This is a genomic window from Mesorhizobium sp. CC13, from assembly GCF_039907765.1.
Taxonomy (GTDB): domain Bacteria; phylum Pseudomonadota; class Alphaproteobacteria; order Rhizobiales; family Rhizobiaceae; genus Aminobacter.
Genome location: NZ_JARDJI010000026.1, coordinates 36,027 through 49,612, shown reverse-complemented (window position 1 = coordinate 49,612; position 13,586 = coordinate 36,027). Strand labels below are relative to the sequence as shown.

The window sequence follows — 13,586 nt, the reverse complement described above, 5'->3', positions numbered from 1 at the left end:
ACTCTGGGCCGACGCGCTCGATGGCTTCGGCGAGTGTGTAATGCATTTCGGCCAGCCAATCGGGCCGATTAAGCACGAGGGCGGCGGCCAACTTCTCGCTGGTGGACAGGACTCCAAACCCGCCGTGCTTGGCGTCACGAGCTTTGGTGATGATGTGCTGCAATTCGCGGTCGGTCACGGATCGTCCCCTCTGGCCATTTTGAGTATACTCCAATGCACCTAGCTTAAGCTCCTAGCTCAAAATAGGAAGGTGCAATCTTTATGAGCCAGGTCGATTTGCACCACCTATTTGAGCCGTCGATTTCAGAAGACGGCTTCAGTTTCATTAAGGTGGGTGTGGGGGCGATATGGGAGGCTAAGTGGTCCTTAGATAAATGCCTGGGGGGTCGACTGCTGCCGACCCTTTCCTGCCGTCTGCCCGGGACGCTGACCGTTCTTGCCGACGAACCGGAAATCCTGAAAATATTGCGTCGCCACTCTTTGGGCGTTGCCACATGACCGAAATCACACTCCGTGACCTCTACTACTGCACAAGCGCCGGCTTCATACGTGTCGCAGAAAGCAAGACAGACGGTTCGCCGGTCCACATCGACGACGTCTTGTCAGGCCTCACATGCAATTGCATGTGCCCGGGATGCGGTCGCGACATGGTCGCAAGAAAAGGCGAGCAAAGAGCGCACGTATTCGCTCACCGTGCACACCAGGCCGAGAACTGCCGATCGCCTGGTGAAACTGCCCTGCACAAGTTCGCAAAGATGGTACTCCGCGACCGGCTGCGACTGAAACTACCGGCCATCACAATGTCGGACCAGAACGGCGTAGTGGAGGTCTTCAAAGAAGCCGTTTTGGAGTTCGAGGAAGCGGCTCTTGAGAAAAGGGCGGGCGAAGTCGTTCCTGACGTTATCTGCCGCCGCGGAGGCCGCGACCTTCACGTGGAATTCGTTGTGACGCATGCTTGCGACCCGACGAAGCTCGCCAAGCTCAGTGCCATGGATGTCGGCGTACTCGAAATCGATCTCAGAAGATACCGCAACAAGCCGCTGAAGCACCTCGATGACGCGATTCTCTTCAAGGCGCCCAGAAAGTGGCTTCAGACGCGCATGTTCGCCAAGGGCGCGCGGATGATGGAGGAGCGAAAAATCGCGATCGAACGCGAGAAGGACGATAAAGCAAGAGCGCTGTGGCAAATCTATACCGAGCGGCCGGCGGAAAGCCAATTCTCGCTAGGGCCATGGCAGGAAAAGGCAAACGAATACGGGCTCGGAAAAGCGGTCTCTGGTGGTGGTCAACACAAGACATGCTTCGAAGTCCGTGATGCCGAGTGGAAGTCGTTTATTCTGCTGGAGATCGCCTGTCGAAGAGGCCATTGGCCTTTCGATGCCTTCATGGCCCTGTGCAGCAAAGGATGGGTGCACCAGGCTTTCGTCTTCCGAGATAACGACATGGCGTCCAGAATGCGAAAGCTCGAACGCGCTTACCACTCTCCGTATGAACAATATTCGGACTTCTTGAAAGACATGACAAAGGCGGGACTGTTGGGACAAACGGAATCAGGGATACGTGGGTCGATGCGCCTATGGAAAATTGTCGACAAAACGGCGCTCAAAGCGCATTTGCCTGACATAGGGCGGGCAGTTGTGGAACAGCGCATTGCCGATGACCGCGCGAATTCGCTTTTCAGGCACCCATCAGTCGCTTCCTTCGGCGACGTCTCCGGCCAGAACGATTAGCGATTTGCGCGACGATAACGGTGACTATGCTGACTGTCGGGAGCCGCCGTCCTAGAGGTTGAGGTCGTCTGCAGCGACGAGGACAAGCATCGACGGCGCGTGGAAGCGCGGTCAGCGAATATTGCCGATCTTGAACTTCCTACATGGGAAATGGTCAAAACCCGCGACTACGCGCCATGGGCGACCACCCGACTTGTGATTGATACGGCCCGTCTCAGTCCAGAAGAAGCAGTTGCAGAGATCGGAAAGCGGATCGATGCCGTACCCTCGATCAGGAATTCGGACTGATGGTTCCACCAGATCCCGGGGCGGGGACATGAGCTACCTCACAACATTCCGGGAATCTGGCTTTCGATCCCTCCGCCAGATTAGAGAACCCATTGAAGCTGCGCCTTTGGCCGCGGTTGTGTGTCCCAGGGGTCGGAGCCATAGTCCTGCGTCACATAAGCATGCAACGCCCTCAGGGCAGCCAAAACAGCGCTCGCCTTAATGCGACAATCTTCCAGGTCATAGACCTTGATTCCGTGCACAAGGTCATTTCGCATTTTCTTGGCTTCAGGGATCGGCGGCCAGTTTTGCTCGAGGATTTCCGGAAGGGTGCGATGCTGCCGCTCGAAAACTGGCCACTTTTCTTTGAGGGTGTCGAACCCATCGCGACCTAAAATCGTATCCGCCTGATCTCTCGTGAATCCGCGTGCTACAATGGCTTTCCGAAGACTTCGCTTGATGAGCTTTTCAAGTGTGAACATGGACGTCACGAGTGCTTCGGCGTGATGCCCATTTCTCAGCAAACTCTCGATGCGTTCGAGAGCCTGATCGAAGCCTATTCTAACCGGATACATGGTTCCCCCCTTTCGTCATCGTTCTGCCCTCACCCCTTTGCCGATAATTACATCTTCAATTCCCATTCTCATAGATGCGCTCTCGCTTGACTTTTTGTTCTCATTTTGTTCCAATCCCGTATGGGATAGGAGTGCGCGCTATGAAACACGAGCGTATTGAGCGGGAATTCCCGCTGATGAAGATTTCGATCCCCAAGGCTACCGCCGAAGAGCTGCAGCGTGGCTTGGAAGCCGCGATCGCCGTATTCCGGCGCTCCGGCGTAGACCCTCAAGATGCCGCCGACGGCGTCAACATCCGCGGGGCCTGGGACATCACCGGCTTTCCGGAAGGCTTCGACATCACCGATGAAGAAATGGAGGCTGCTGCCATATGGGACGCAGCCGACTCCGCCGCGCTCGATGCCGCTTGCGCGGAATGGGATCAAAAAGGCAGGCAGCGTCCGGACAGCGCTCACCTTCAGCTCATTACCGATCCCGCGACACAGCTCGTCGATCGCGACACCGCACTTGCCATGCTCCGATCGCGCGTTCAGGATTCGCGCGATCGGAGCGAATATCTCGATAGCGCTGTTGGAATTCTTTCCTGGATCGTCGCCGCCGACCTCGAAGACCGGTGGCGCGCTCGGGAGCTGGTCAGCGCCGTGACAATCGCCTTCACTGCACTAGAGCTTTCCGGCTTCAGACCGGGTGAGCCAATCGAACCAAAACGGCAGGCCGTCTTCCATGCGATCAATGCGCTGGAACGGGCAACGACATGAAAAATGACCGCTGCGCCGGTCTAACGGAGATTGAGGAAGCCTATGTGCGGTCGCTATACCCGATATCTTCCCTGGTCGGAGATCCATCGCCTCTGTCGGTTAACCGCACCGGCTGACGCCGGTCGCAACCTTGCGGGTCGTTTAAAAAGCTGCCAAACAGCGCCATTAGGGCAAACAAACCGGCCCGTCATTCGCGCAGGAGTGGCGGCCGTGGGTTGGTTAAAGCATGTGCTGTAATCAACGTGTGGGGGACATTTTTGGAACAGCCGGCGCTTAAGCTTTCTAGCCATGTCAGCTTGGATCTAGACGGTCTAGAGCTGCTGGATCGGGACGACCTGATCGCAACCATTAAGAGAATGGTGAATGGGGGCGTCTCTCTCAGCTTCCACGGCAAGAGAACCGCGATGGAAATCGCCCGGAAGGTGCGTCCGCGCATTACGCGTCGCATCTCCGATCTTCACGTAGGCACGCCCGAAGAGCAGAGCCAGAATCTCCTGATCGAGGGTGAAAACCTGCAGGCGATGGTGACTCTCTACAAGTACCGAGGACAGATAGATCTCATCGTCGCGGACCCGCCTTATAACACCGGCCAGTATTTCCGATACAATGACCGTTGGGACGAAGACCCCAACGACCCGGACCTCGGCACGCTAGTTACGCTCGAGGATGGCTCGCGGCACACGAAATGGATGAAGGCCATGTTGCCGCGTCTTCAAATCATGAAGGCGATGCTGAAGCCCAACGGGGTCGTCGCGATGTGTATCGACGACAACGAACTCTTCCACCTCGGGCTTATGATGGACGAGGTGTTCGGCGAGCATAATCGTATTGCCATTATCAACTGGCAGAAGTCGTACGCTCCCAAGAATGACAGCACCCACGTCTCCACCGCAACGGAGTATGTGCTGGTCTACGCCAATGACAAGGAGTTGGCGAAGACGGCGCTGACTCTGCGCACCGAAGCGATGAACGCCCGTTATAAGACGCTCGACGGTGACGTGGAGCCATGGACGAGCGACAATCCGGTCCGCCGGGAAGCCCGCGAAAGGGACCGGTATGCCATTCAATCGCCCTTCACGGGGGCATTGCACTATCCGGGTGCGAACTCCTGGCGAATTCCTCGTGCTGACCTCAAGAAATACCTTGAGCAGTGGGGGTCGGAATATGTCGAGAAGGACGTAGGCGACGGCCGCGTGAAGGCCCTGATGATAAAGGGTTCCCCAGCCGTCAGAATGAACCAGGGACAAAACCTCGATAGCGATCCGGTTGTCGAAGGATTGGACCTCTTAGAACACCCAGTCATCCGCAAAGCCCGAGCGAAGGCCGAGAAGGTGCGCAATAATGAAGTTTGGCCGTTCCTGCACTTTCTCAAAAATGGCGATGGCCGTCCTCGAGTGAAGCGCTACTTGAGCGACGTTAAAAAGGGGAAGGTGCCTCTCACCTATTGGGCAGATGAGGACTACGAGACTCCCTTCGAACTGGGCACCCAGTCATGGGATCACGAGGAATCGGGTCACAGTCAGGCCGGCATTACAGAGCTGAACGCCATCGTAGGCAAGGGGCATCGTTTCGACACGGTAAAGCCCATGAAGCTGATGATGAAGATCATTCAGCTATGGTGTCCACCGAATGGGCTCGTTATGGACCCCTATGCTGGGTCCGGCACCACCGGACACGCGGTTCTGGAGCTGAACAAATCATCGGGAGCGAACAGAAGATTCATCCTTGTCGAGCAGGGTCGGCCCGATAACGGGGACAAGTATGCCCGCACACTGACCTGGCAGCGCCTGCGCAACGCGATCACAGGGGAGAGACCTGATCAGAATGGGGAGCTTAGGGGGACGGCGGAGCCGCTTGGGGGCGGCTTTGAGTTCAGGGCGCTGACGACCCAGATTGATGCGAAGACGGTCCTGACGATGAAGAAGGACGAGCTCATCGATGTCGTCATTACGTCCCACTGGCAGACCGGAAGCCGCAGCGCGCCGAATCTGGTGCGTATTGAAGACCCGCGCTTTACTTACCTTGTCGGGAAAAACGAGCGAGATGAGCCCTATTTCATCATCTGGAACAATGGGACAGGGCCAGTCGGCCAACTCGATAAGGACACCTACAACGTCGTCTTACAGGACGCCAGAAAAGCCGAGCTGAAGCAACCCTACCACGTCTATGCGCGCTACGAGCTCTACCAGTCGAAGAATGTCCGCTTCTATAAGATCCCGGACAAGATCCTTGCGCATCTCGGTCTCAACGAGAACAGCGACCCTTTCAATGACGAGGGGGAAAACTGATGGAGTTGCTCCCCTTTCAGCTAGCGGCTTCCACACAGATCGCTGACCGGTTTCAAGAGTATATGGAAGACCCCCTCACGATCACGCGCAGCCGGATCGTGCCATTCTACCAAAACCTGTCATCGATCACCGGCAGCGGCAAGACGCTGATCCTTGCCGACGCCGTGGAACAAATCCGAAGCCGTCTTCCGGTCGAGCCTATCGTGCTCTGGCTTTCAAAGGGGCGTATAGTCGTCTGGCAGACGCTCAACAACCTAGCGAACGGGAAATATACCGACCTTGTTGGCGGCTTCGACGTGAAGCCACTACTTGATTGCAAGCCCGCTGATGTCGAGGACGGAACGCGCGGTCTGATGCTGGTCGCGACCGTGGGCAAGTTCAACCAAAAGGACAAGGAGCAGGGCGATCGGAAAATTTTCCAGGTCGGCCTCGATGTGGCGGATCAGTCGCTCTGGGACATGCTGCGCGCGCGCAAGGACTCACGGGGGGCCAGGCGACCCTTTCTGGTTGTCTACGACGAAGGGCATAACCTCTCGAACCAGCAGACGGAGCTTCTGCTGGACCTGCATCCCGACGCATTGATCGCGGCGAGCGCGACGCTGCGCATCCCGCCGGCGCTTGAGAAGATCATCGACCGTCTGAGGGCCGATAAGGGATGGAGAGAGGCGGATTTCGTCACGTCCGTTAAGAGCTCCGAAGTCGTGAAGTCAGGCCTGGTCAAAAAGCAGATCATGCTGTGCGGTTATCTTACGCCGATGGAGATCGCCATCAACGAGCTCCTCGCGGATTTTGCGAAGGCAGAGGCCGCCGCGTCTCGCCTCGGTTTTGATTTCTCGCCGAAGGCGATTTACGTCGCCAATACCAATGTCGCCGACGGCACCTCAACAAAGGAGGACGCGGCGCGGCCGTTTAAGGAGCGGCAGGCACGCCCGATCCTGATCTGGCGGCATCTAGTTGACAACGTGGGTATCGATCCCGCCGAGATCGCGGTCTATTGCGATTTGAAGTTCGACTCGAAGTTTCCGCCTCCATGCGGGTTCAACCTCTTCTCGGGCGGTGACAACGACTACGATCAATTCATGGCCGGGGGCTTCCGGCACATCATCTTCAATCTCGGGCTGCAAGAGGGGTGGGACGACCCGTCTTGCTGCTTCGGTTACGTCGACAAGGACATGGGTTCGGCCGATCAGGTCACGCAGATCATTGGCCGCGTGCTTCGCCAGCCTGGGGCGCAGCACTATCCCGTGCCTGTACTGAATACCGCGCATTTCTACATCCGCACGGACGAGAAGGGTGTCTTTGAAAGCATCATCACCGACGTCCGGCAGAAGATCACGGGTGATGCACCAGACATTACTCTCACCGTTTCTAAGAGTACACGCGGAGGCGATCGGCCGACGAGGCCCCCGCAAAAGCACCGTCAAGCACCAACGGCCTCGATAGACTCCTCGGATGCAAAGCAGCCCATCGACGACATAGTGAAGCTGATCCCGAACTACCAAGGCAACACCGAGGACACGATCGGAACGGGCGGGCGCATACAGGTCCTGCAGACTATCGGCAAGAATGCGGCGGCCAAGGAAGAGTGGATCGATTTCGACCACAGCAACAAGGTGACGGCCCGGTGGGTCTTCCTGCGAGAGCTGCAAAAGCGGCATCGTAAGGCCGCTCATCTTTGCGATATAGAGCACCCAAAGTTCGATGTGCTTGTTGAGTACAACAGCCCGGCCGCGGCGCTTATTCGCGAGCAGGCTGATAAGGTTGCGGATGCTTATATCGAGCACTCCATCATTGTGCAGAATGCGCTCGATGATCCCTATGTTGTCGATAGCGTCTTTGTTGATGAGACTAAGTTGGTCAAGTTCAGCAACGCCCTTCACGAGGGCTATAGCGGTCTCAATGAGCTCGAGAAGACCTTTGCCCTCGCGCTCGATAAGACGAAGAAGACTTGGTGCCGCAATCCTTCCCATGGCGGCTACGAGATACCGCTTCTAGATCGCGGCAGCACCCGCACCTTTAATCCTGACTTTCTTGTCTGGGCTGATGCGAAGCACGTTGTGGCGATCGACACTAAGGGCGATCATCTCATCGTGGAGGACGCCGGGCGAAAGCTCTTTCACATCGAGCCGGTCTCGCCCGGTGCTCAGGTTTCGGTGCGCCTGGTGACGGAAGGCCATTGGAGCGTGATTAATGGTCTTCCTAGCAAGTCAAAAGGGAAGTCGGGTTTCACCGTGTGGAGCCTCAAACAGGGTAAACTTCACCCGAATGCGTGTATTGATGTAAATGCGGCGGCGAAGGCCTGTCTGCAGGTCTAGACGGCCATTAGCATTGTGCCCCGAGTTCACGGCTTTAGGCTCCGGCTCCATGCCGACAGGCGGCGTGAGGAAGCCGGAGAGCTCAAGCCGGCTGTGGCCGTCCGGCGTGCGCATCATGGCAATCTCGACGCGCTGATCGCCCAGTCCAGTGACACGTCCGGCCCATTCTCCTTCGATCGTGGCCCGCCCTTCGAGCTCAAGGCCGAGACTCCAGGGTGACTTTGCTCGCTTAATTGAAGGAATACACCGTCGCTTCATCAGCGCGTTCTCTAACGCCCTTAAACGACGGGTGCCGGAGTTTCTGGTCGTCGGTCCAAGCGCGATATTCGATCTCGGCGATCAGCAGCGGTTCGGTAAAGACGGCATTCTTCCGCCTGAGGCTCACCGCCGGCGATTTCGTCACGATGCCTTCGAGCAGCTTGCGCAGTTCGGTCGACATTTCGTGAGTGAAGCCGGTCCCGACGCCGCCGACATAGACAAGCCCGTCGCCCTTACGCGCGGCCAGCAGTAGCCGGCCAAGCGCGCGAGGAACGGCCTCTGACGGCTCGAAGCCAACGATGATGAAGCTGTCGCGGCGATTGCAAGTGATCTTCCGCCAATTATCGTTCCGGCCGGAGCGATAGGGCCGCTCGCGATGCTTCGCTATGATCCCTTCGAGGCCATGCAAGCAGGCGATGCGGAAGAACTCTTCCCCGTCCACCGCGACCTCCTCCGAAAGCCGGATCGCGCCATTGCGTCCGGCGACGATCGGCTCCAGCAGACGCCGGCGCTCGTGCTGTGGCAGCCACCGCAAATCGCGGCCGCCAAGGTAGAGGAGATCGAAAGCATAGAAGATGATTTCGGCCGCTTCGTGCGCGGCCGGCCGGCGCCCGAGCGCGCGCTGGAGCATGCCGAAGTCAGAGCGCCCCTTGTCGTCGAGCACGACCGCTTCGCCGTCAAGGATGGCGGTCTTGAGGTTGAGGCGGCGCGCCTCGGTCGCGATCGAGGGGAACCGATCGGTCCAGTCGTAGCCGCCGCGTGTGATGATCCGTACCCTGTTCGGCTCGATGTGGACGGCGAGCCGGTAGCCGTCCCATTTCACCTCGAAGGCCCAATCCGCCCCCTTCGGCGGCTTGTCGAAGAGCATCGCCAAGCATGGATCGACTCGGGCCGGCATTGGGTTCGGCGGAGGCGTGTCGGGCGGCTTCTTCGGGGATGCTCTTGCCATTCGGCCATTAATGCACAAATCCTCGAAAAATGCCGCAACAGCGGGGTAGCACTACCCTTGAGCGGCGAGCGTTTCGACCAAGCTTGCGAAGCGCCGACGAACTCTCATGTCGCGAATTCGTGCGAATGCCCGGTTCAGGGCAAGGCCCTCCTCGCTGGACAGAAATTCCGTCAGCTCTTTATTCGGATTTGGCTTGTCAGATGTGTCGTCCTGGTGGCCGGACATCTCTTCGAAGAAGTACGAAGGCGGTACGCCGAGCGCGGCCGCTATCTCATTGAGGCGGCTTGCACCAACTCTATTGGTCCCCTTCTCGTATTTCTGCACCTGCTGAAACGTCACTCCGATTGCGTCGGCAAGCGTTGTCTGCGTCATGTCATTCCAGACGCGCCGCATGCGGATTCTGCGGCCTACATAAATATCGATCGGGTTGGGGGTCTTTATTATGGGACGACTGAGCACTCGATTCTTCCTACTGTATTTTCATGTTTTCGGTCCAATGCGTCGCCGGCGAGCCGGGATCCAGATACCGGCCGATCGAGCGCAGATAGGCGACGATCTCTAGCTTGAGGAAATCGCGATCGCCGAACTTTTTATCTATGCGCTCGAGCTCATCGGCAGCCGTATCCATCTCCTCGAGGTCGCCGAGAACATAGCTTTCATGACCGACGGCGCAGATTTCGCAGCCGGCCTTGATCACCGCGTCGACGAAGGTGGATATCTCGCTCGCCTGCATTAGTCGCTTCTTATTTGCCACCATGCAGATCACTCCCGTTCGCGGAGCCAACAGCGACCGAGAATGACGGCGCGGCTTGCGCCGCGCGGTCATGGTCTTCGCTGCCTGTTCCATTCGGTTTCGTCTGCACATGCAGCAGAAAGTCGAAAATGGCCGTCAAGGTAGGGCCGTCGAACAATTCCAGCTTATCAATGATCGACTTTCGGGCCTCAGCCTCCCCTAGTTCCTCGCCCCAAAGATGCGGCGCTACCGGGTACAGGATCTCCACCGGAGAAATATCCAGCACCTCGCAAATGTGGAGCAGTCGGCCGACGGTTAGCCGCGAAACCGCGTTTTCGTAGCGATTATAAACCTGGTCGCTGAGCCCGAGCATCGGCGCCAGCTTCGATCGCGGGATTTTCCGTCGGTCGCGAGCGTTGCGAAGGCTGGTGCTGATCTTTTTTTCGATTTCGGCGCTTAGCTCCAGTTCGCCGAAGCTGGTTTTCCGATAGATCGGCTTGTCAAATTGTGGATCGTTGATCTGCTGTAAACCGAGGTGAGAAATCCATTCTTCGAAAGAAGGTCCTGCCATTGCTCCTGCCAAGTGACGTTGATCTTCGGAGTTCGTTCGAATCAATGTAACCGAATTGGTAGACTGGATGCACTTGAAATCTCGTGATCGTGGCAGAATTTATGGCGCGTCGCTTCGCGAAACCGCTCTATGCCTTCGGCACGGAGCCTTGCCTACAGCCAGTCTCCGCCCATCCGGGTGACGATCGGACGCGCGGGCCGCTACGCGGCCAGAACGACGTCATCAGTACACCAAATTGGGCTATCGCCCGTTTACAGAACGGCCCGAAATCAGCATAGTGCGCCGGCTCGGGCAATACGAGTTGGTGATGGTAAGTCGCTAGCCCTTCTTGCCACTCACCGCGGGAGCCGTCCTGGCGCTAGCCAGTGACGGCTCCTTTCATTTGCGAGTGACGGCCGCGATGGCGGCCGACTTTGTCGCCTCAGAGAGGGAAAGAGGGCCCTGCCCTCTCTCCCTCGCAAGGAAAAAAACGGTCTCCCCGTCCTTCCTCCGCGCGACCAAGTCCGCGCTCCGTGCAGGATCGACGCGGATCCGCCTAGGCGGATCATGCGTCGCCCCTTCGGCTTCGCCTCGGGCGGGCGAACCCCCTCCGTTTTTTCCCTTGCCTCCCTCTCTCCCGCTGCTCCGCGCGAGCTCGGGAGCAGGAGCGGGGCTCCTGCCCCTTCGGGCACGAGACCGCTTCGCGGAGAAAGAAAGGGCTAGACCATGAAACAGACTGCTTACCTACTGGACCCCGAAACCACGATCTTTCGGGCCGTCGAGCTTCCGGCCGGAATCAGCTTCAAACCCATCTATGACCTGATCGAGTGCCGCTTGATCGAGGTCGTGCGCTTTGATGAACGGCATTCCCTGTTCGCTGACGAGGAAGGCTTGCACCACGGCTTAACCGCCTTCACCATCTTTGAAGGATACCCGCAGCCGCTGGCCGGCAAACTCGTTCTCGTCGGCGGTGACGGAAGCGAACCCTACCACTCTCCCCTGATAAGCCTTGAAGACGCTTCGGCGCATTTCAAGTGCTGCCGTCCGGTACTGGACCCGGTGTTTGCGACCCACGACGAGATGACGGCGGGAGGGCTGATCATCTCCGGCGCATTGATGGGCTTGCAGGTCAGGATTGACCGCCGTGCCCCGAGCTTTGTCGAAGGAGAGGCATGATGAAAATCGCCATCGTGGAAAACCGAAACCTCGCCATCGTGACAGGAACCTTCGCCGCAAACATTGCGGCGAAGGACATCGAACACCAGTTCGACGCACTGACCCACTTTCCAGACCGGCGCGCGAATGCCGAGCTTGACGAACTGGCCCACCGACTAAACGAGTTTGCCGGCTACGTCGTGGAGCTGTGGGAGAAGGCGAGCGCACCGAATCCGGAACCAGAGATCGAGGCTTTCACCCGCCGCCACGTCGAGTTGACGCGGCGCTATTGGGCGGCGGAAAGCCGCTGCATGAACTGGTTTATTACCGGACCGGCGCGCTTTCCCGTTGCCCGCAACGAAAAGCGGATGAAGATTTCCGATGCCCGCCGCGCCGATCTTGCCGCACATTCAGCAGCGGCCCGGAAAGCGGTGAAGCGGAAAGCCTTCCCCCACGGTGCGGATGACGAGCCGATCCGCTCAGGCGATCCATCAGCGTTGCAACGGATCATGGCGAAGATCGAGGACCTGGCCCTGTCGATCGACAAGATGAAGGCCGCGAACTCCATTATCCGGCGCATGGAAAAAGACGGCTCCGACGACGCGGCCATGATTGCGGCGATCGTCGCCCAGACCGGCCTTTCGGCAGAAGTGGCGGCACGCGGCGTCGTGCTGGCCGACTGGCAATGGAAACGCGGATTCGACACGGCGGGCAACCGCGCAGAAATCCGCCGCCTGCAAGGACGGCTGAAATCCCTCACGCGGATGCACCAGCGCGGAACGCAAAGCCAAGAGGTCGTGACACAGGCCGGAGCCGTCGAGATCAAGATAAATGCCGATATAGCGCGCATTCAGATGATCTTTCCCGGCAAGCCCGACGAGACGACGCGGCGGGCGCTGAAGGCCAACGGCTTCCGCTGGTCGCCGTCGCAAGGTGCGTGGCAGCGGCACTTGAACGAGGCGGGGAGATGGGCCGCCGAACGGGTGATGAAGGCGATCAGCGCCGAAGGTGCCGCATGAGTGCGGCCCCTTTCGGGCGTCCTGCCCGCCGCCATGTCACTGTGTACGATACGCCGTCGCAGCTTGGTGGAAGCTTCACCGTCTCGATTGTCGAGACGCTGGCCGGAAACGCGGTGAAGGTGCGCGTCTGGTACGGACGCGCGACCGCGCAAGGCTGGGAGGCGTGGAAGGATTGGGACGGCTACACATTCCAGACCGATCGCACCGCCCTCACCTACGAGCGAGTAATGCCGCTTTTCAAATAATGCACCGCGCCGCGTCGATTGACGGCGCGGCCGGTTGTCATCATCGCAATCACCGAGAGGGAACGGCAATGAGCCGATACACTGTGGAGATCACAAACGGGACTGCAACGGATGCACAAGGGACCATCGGTTACGATCCGCCGTTGCGAACCTTCTTTCTGCAAGGCTTTCCGCATCCCGAAACCGACGAATGCGCATTGTGGCTAGGCGCGTTTCTCGATGAATATGCGACGCTGGAATCGATCATCGAGACAGCCCGGGCCGCAGGCTACGAGGTTCGCGGGCTGACACAGAAAATGATGATCGCGATGATCAAGGAATCCGGCAAGCCAACGCCGCCGAGCCTTGGCGAACGGCTTGGCATCGTTCGGTAAACGATTTCGGATAATATGGCGGAATCAGTTTCGAGGGGGAAAGCAGCAGCGCCGGGCCAGCGGCGCATTCGGGGAGGATGGGCCACCCCGACCGAGGCGACGGCCTCGCCCTCGAACGGAGGTGATCGCATGTGGTTTCTACCACTTAGCATCACCCTAGACGTGAAAAGGACCCGGACCACCTGGCTAGTGCGTATCCGAGTCCAATTCTGGTTCTAGGAAACGGGGGCGGGCCGCAAGGCTCGTCCCCACTCCGGAACCAAATATAGCGAGTTTTCCCCGAACTTCCAAGCGCCGGCCGTTCCAAGCCCGCATCGAGCGGGCCAGGAACGGAACGAGGGGCGCCCTGACGCCCCTCCCCTCGCGCTCC

The 13,586-nt window shown here is 58.5% G+C and carries 14 protein-coding genes and 1 pseudogene; 9 read left to right on the top strand and 6 right to left on the bottom strand.

What is annotated here, in order from left to right; translation table 11 throughout:
- Nucleotides 1–261 precede the first annotated feature (261 nt).
- Both PV773_RS23100 and PV773_RS23095 read left to right on the top strand, forming a co-directional pair.
- Nucleotides 262–498, top strand: a complete 237-nt coding sequence (locus PV773_RS23100; protein WP_347968613.1) for a hypothetical protein — start codon at nucleotides 262–264, stop codon at nucleotides 496–498.
- Entirely contained in the window at nucleotides 495–1,730 is a 1,236-nt protein-coding gene (locus tag PV773_RS23095) for a competence protein CoiA family protein (RefSeq protein ID WP_347968612.1), read from the top strand. Before PV773_RS23100 ends, PV773_RS23095 begins: the two co-directional genes overlap by 4 nt.
- A 368-nt stretch (nucleotides 1,731–2,098) precedes the next feature.
- Here PV773_RS23095 and PV773_RS23090 read toward each other — a convergent pair whose 3' ends face one another.
- Nucleotides 2,099–2,572: a hypothetical protein gene (locus PV773_RS23090; RefSeq protein WP_347968611.1), complete on the bottom strand. Its 474-nt coding sequence runs from the start codon at nucleotides 2,570–2,572 to the stop codon at nucleotides 2,099–2,101.
- A 140-nt stretch (nucleotides 2,573–2,712) separates the two neighbouring features.
- Between PV773_RS23090 and PV773_RS23085 the strand changes: the two genes are divergently transcribed.
- From PV773_RS23085 to PV773_RS23075, 3 genes are all read left to right on the top strand, one after another.
- Entirely contained in the window at nucleotides 2,713–3,330 is a 618-nt protein-coding gene (locus tag PV773_RS23085) for a hypothetical protein (protein ID WP_347968610.1), read from the top strand.
- Between the two features lie 257 nt (nucleotides 3,331–3,587).
- Nucleotides 3,588–5,618, top strand: a complete 2,031-nt coding sequence (locus PV773_RS23080) for a site-specific DNA-methyltransferase (protein ID WP_347968609.1) — start codon at nucleotides 3,588–3,590, stop codon at nucleotides 5,616–5,618.
- Nucleotides 5,618–7,933, top strand: a complete 2,316-nt coding sequence (locus PV773_RS23075) for a hypothetical protein (RefSeq protein ID WP_347968608.1) — start codon at nucleotides 5,618–5,620, stop codon at nucleotides 7,931–7,933. The genes PV773_RS23080 and PV773_RS23075 overlap by 1 nt, the downstream gene beginning before the upstream one ends.
- Before the next feature lie 54 nt (nucleotides 7,934–7,987).
- Here PV773_RS23075 and PV773_RS23070 read toward each other — a convergent pair.
- The 5 genes and pseudogenes from PV773_RS23070 to PV773_RS23050 form a co-directional block, all read right to left on the bottom strand.
- Nucleotides 7,988–8,140: pseudogene (locus PV773_RS23070) on the bottom strand (VOC family protein); the annotation flags it as partial.
- A gap of 22 nt (nucleotides 8,141–8,162) precedes the next feature.
- Nucleotides 8,163–9,140, bottom strand: coding sequence for a non-homologous end-joining DNA ligase (gene ligD / locus PV773_RS23065; RefSeq protein ID WP_347968607.1), 978 nt, complete (start codon nucleotides 9,138–9,140; stop codon nucleotides 8,163–8,165).
- A 51-nt stretch (nucleotides 9,141–9,191) separates the two neighbouring features.
- Nucleotides 9,192–9,599 (bottom strand): helix-turn-helix transcriptional regulator, encoded by a 408-nt coding sequence (locus PV773_RS23060; protein WP_347968606.1) that lies wholly within the window; start codon nucleotides 9,597–9,599, stop codon nucleotides 9,192–9,194.
- A 10-nt stretch (nucleotides 9,600–9,609) separates the two neighbouring features.
- Nucleotides 9,610–9,873 carry a hypothetical protein gene (locus tag PV773_RS23055; RefSeq protein WP_347968605.1) on the bottom strand — a complete coding sequence of 88 codons (264 nt, stop codon included), beginning with the start codon at nucleotides 9,871–9,873 and terminating at the stop codon, nucleotides 9,610–9,612.
- Nucleotides 9,874–9,883: 10 nt separating this feature from the next.
- On the bottom strand, nucleotides 9,884–10,444 hold the full coding sequence (locus PV773_RS23050) for a helix-turn-helix transcriptional regulator (protein ID WP_347968604.1): 561 nt from the start codon (nucleotides 10,442–10,444) through the stop codon (nucleotides 9,884–9,886).
- Between the two features lie 705 nt (nucleotides 10,445–11,149).
- Between PV773_RS23050 and PV773_RS23045 the strand changes: the two genes are divergently transcribed.
- The 4 genes from PV773_RS23045 to PV773_RS23030 all read left to right on the top strand — a co-directional run bounded on the left by PV773_RS23045 (nucleotide 11,150) and on the right by PV773_RS23030 (nucleotide 13,216).
- On the top strand, nucleotides 11,150–11,599 hold the full coding sequence (locus PV773_RS23045; protein WP_347968603.1) for a protein psiB: 450 nt from the start codon (nucleotides 11,150–11,152) through the stop codon (nucleotides 11,597–11,599).
- On the top strand, nucleotides 11,599–12,597 hold the full coding sequence (locus tag PV773_RS23040) for a hypothetical protein (RefSeq protein ID WP_347968602.1): 999 nt from the start codon (nucleotides 11,599–11,601) through the stop codon (nucleotides 12,595–12,597). The genes PV773_RS23045 and PV773_RS23040 overlap by 1 nt, the downstream gene beginning before the upstream one ends.
- Nucleotides 12,594–12,842 (top strand): hypothetical protein, encoded by a 249-nt coding sequence (locus PV773_RS23035; protein WP_347968601.1) that lies wholly within the window; start codon nucleotides 12,594–12,596, stop codon nucleotides 12,840–12,842. Before PV773_RS23040 ends, PV773_RS23035 begins: the two co-directional genes overlap by 4 nt.
- A 68-nt stretch (nucleotides 12,843–12,910) precedes the next feature.
- Nucleotides 12,911–13,216 carry a hypothetical protein gene (locus PV773_RS23030; RefSeq protein ID WP_347968600.1) on the top strand — a complete coding sequence of 102 codons (306 nt, stop codon included), beginning with the start codon at nucleotides 12,911–12,913 and terminating at the stop codon, nucleotides 13,214–13,216.
- The last annotated feature ends 370 nt before the right edge of the window (nucleotides 13,217–13,586 follow it).

What these genes read in the sequence shown, in the direction of transcription:
- PV773_RS23100 (WP_347968613.1), top strand. Translation starts at nt 262, where the DNA reads ATGAGCCAGGTCGATTTGCACCACCTATTTGAGCCGTCGATTTCAGAA.
- PV773_RS23095 (WP_347968612.1), top strand. Translation starts at nt 495, where the DNA reads ATGACCGAAATCACACTCCGTGACCTCTACTACTGCACAAGCGCCGGC.
- PV773_RS23090 (WP_347968611.1), bottom strand. Translation starts at nt 2,572, where the DNA reads ATGTATCCGGTTAGAATAGGCTTCGATCAGGCTCTCGAACGCATCGAG.
- PV773_RS23085 (WP_347968610.1), top strand. Translation starts at nt 2,713, where the DNA reads ATGAAACACGAGCGTATTGAGCGGGAATTCCCGCTGATGAAGATTTCG.
- PV773_RS23075 (WP_347968608.1), top strand. Translation starts at nt 5,618, where the DNA reads ATGGAGTTGCTCCCCTTTCAGCTAGCGGCTTCCACACAGATCGCTGAC.
- ligD (WP_347968607.1), bottom strand. Translation starts at nt 9,140, where the DNA reads ATGGCAAGAGCATCCCCGAAGAAGCCGCCCGACACGCCTCCGCCGAAC.
- PV773_RS23055 (WP_347968605.1), bottom strand. Translation starts at nt 9,873, where the DNA reads ATGCAGGCGAGCGAGATATCCACCTTCGTCGACGCGGTGATCAAGGCC.
- PV773_RS23050 (WP_347968604.1), bottom strand. Translation starts at nt 10,444, where the DNA reads ATGGCAGGACCTTCTTTCGAAGAATGGATTTCTCACCTCGGTTTACAG.
- PV773_RS23045 (WP_347968603.1), top strand. Translation starts at nt 11,150, where the DNA reads ATGAAACAGACTGCTTACCTACTGGACCCCGAAACCACGATCTTTCGG.
- PV773_RS23040 (WP_347968602.1), top strand. Translation starts at nt 11,599, where the DNA reads ATGAAAATCGCCATCGTGGAAAACCGAAACCTCGCCATCGTGACAGGA.
- PV773_RS23035 (WP_347968601.1), top strand. Translation starts at nt 12,594, where the DNA reads ATGAGTGCGGCCCCTTTCGGGCGTCCTGCCCGCCGCCATGTCACTGTG.
- PV773_RS23030 (WP_347968600.1), top strand. Translation starts at nt 12,911, where the DNA reads ATGAGCCGATACACTGTGGAGATCACAAACGGGACTGCAACGGATGCA.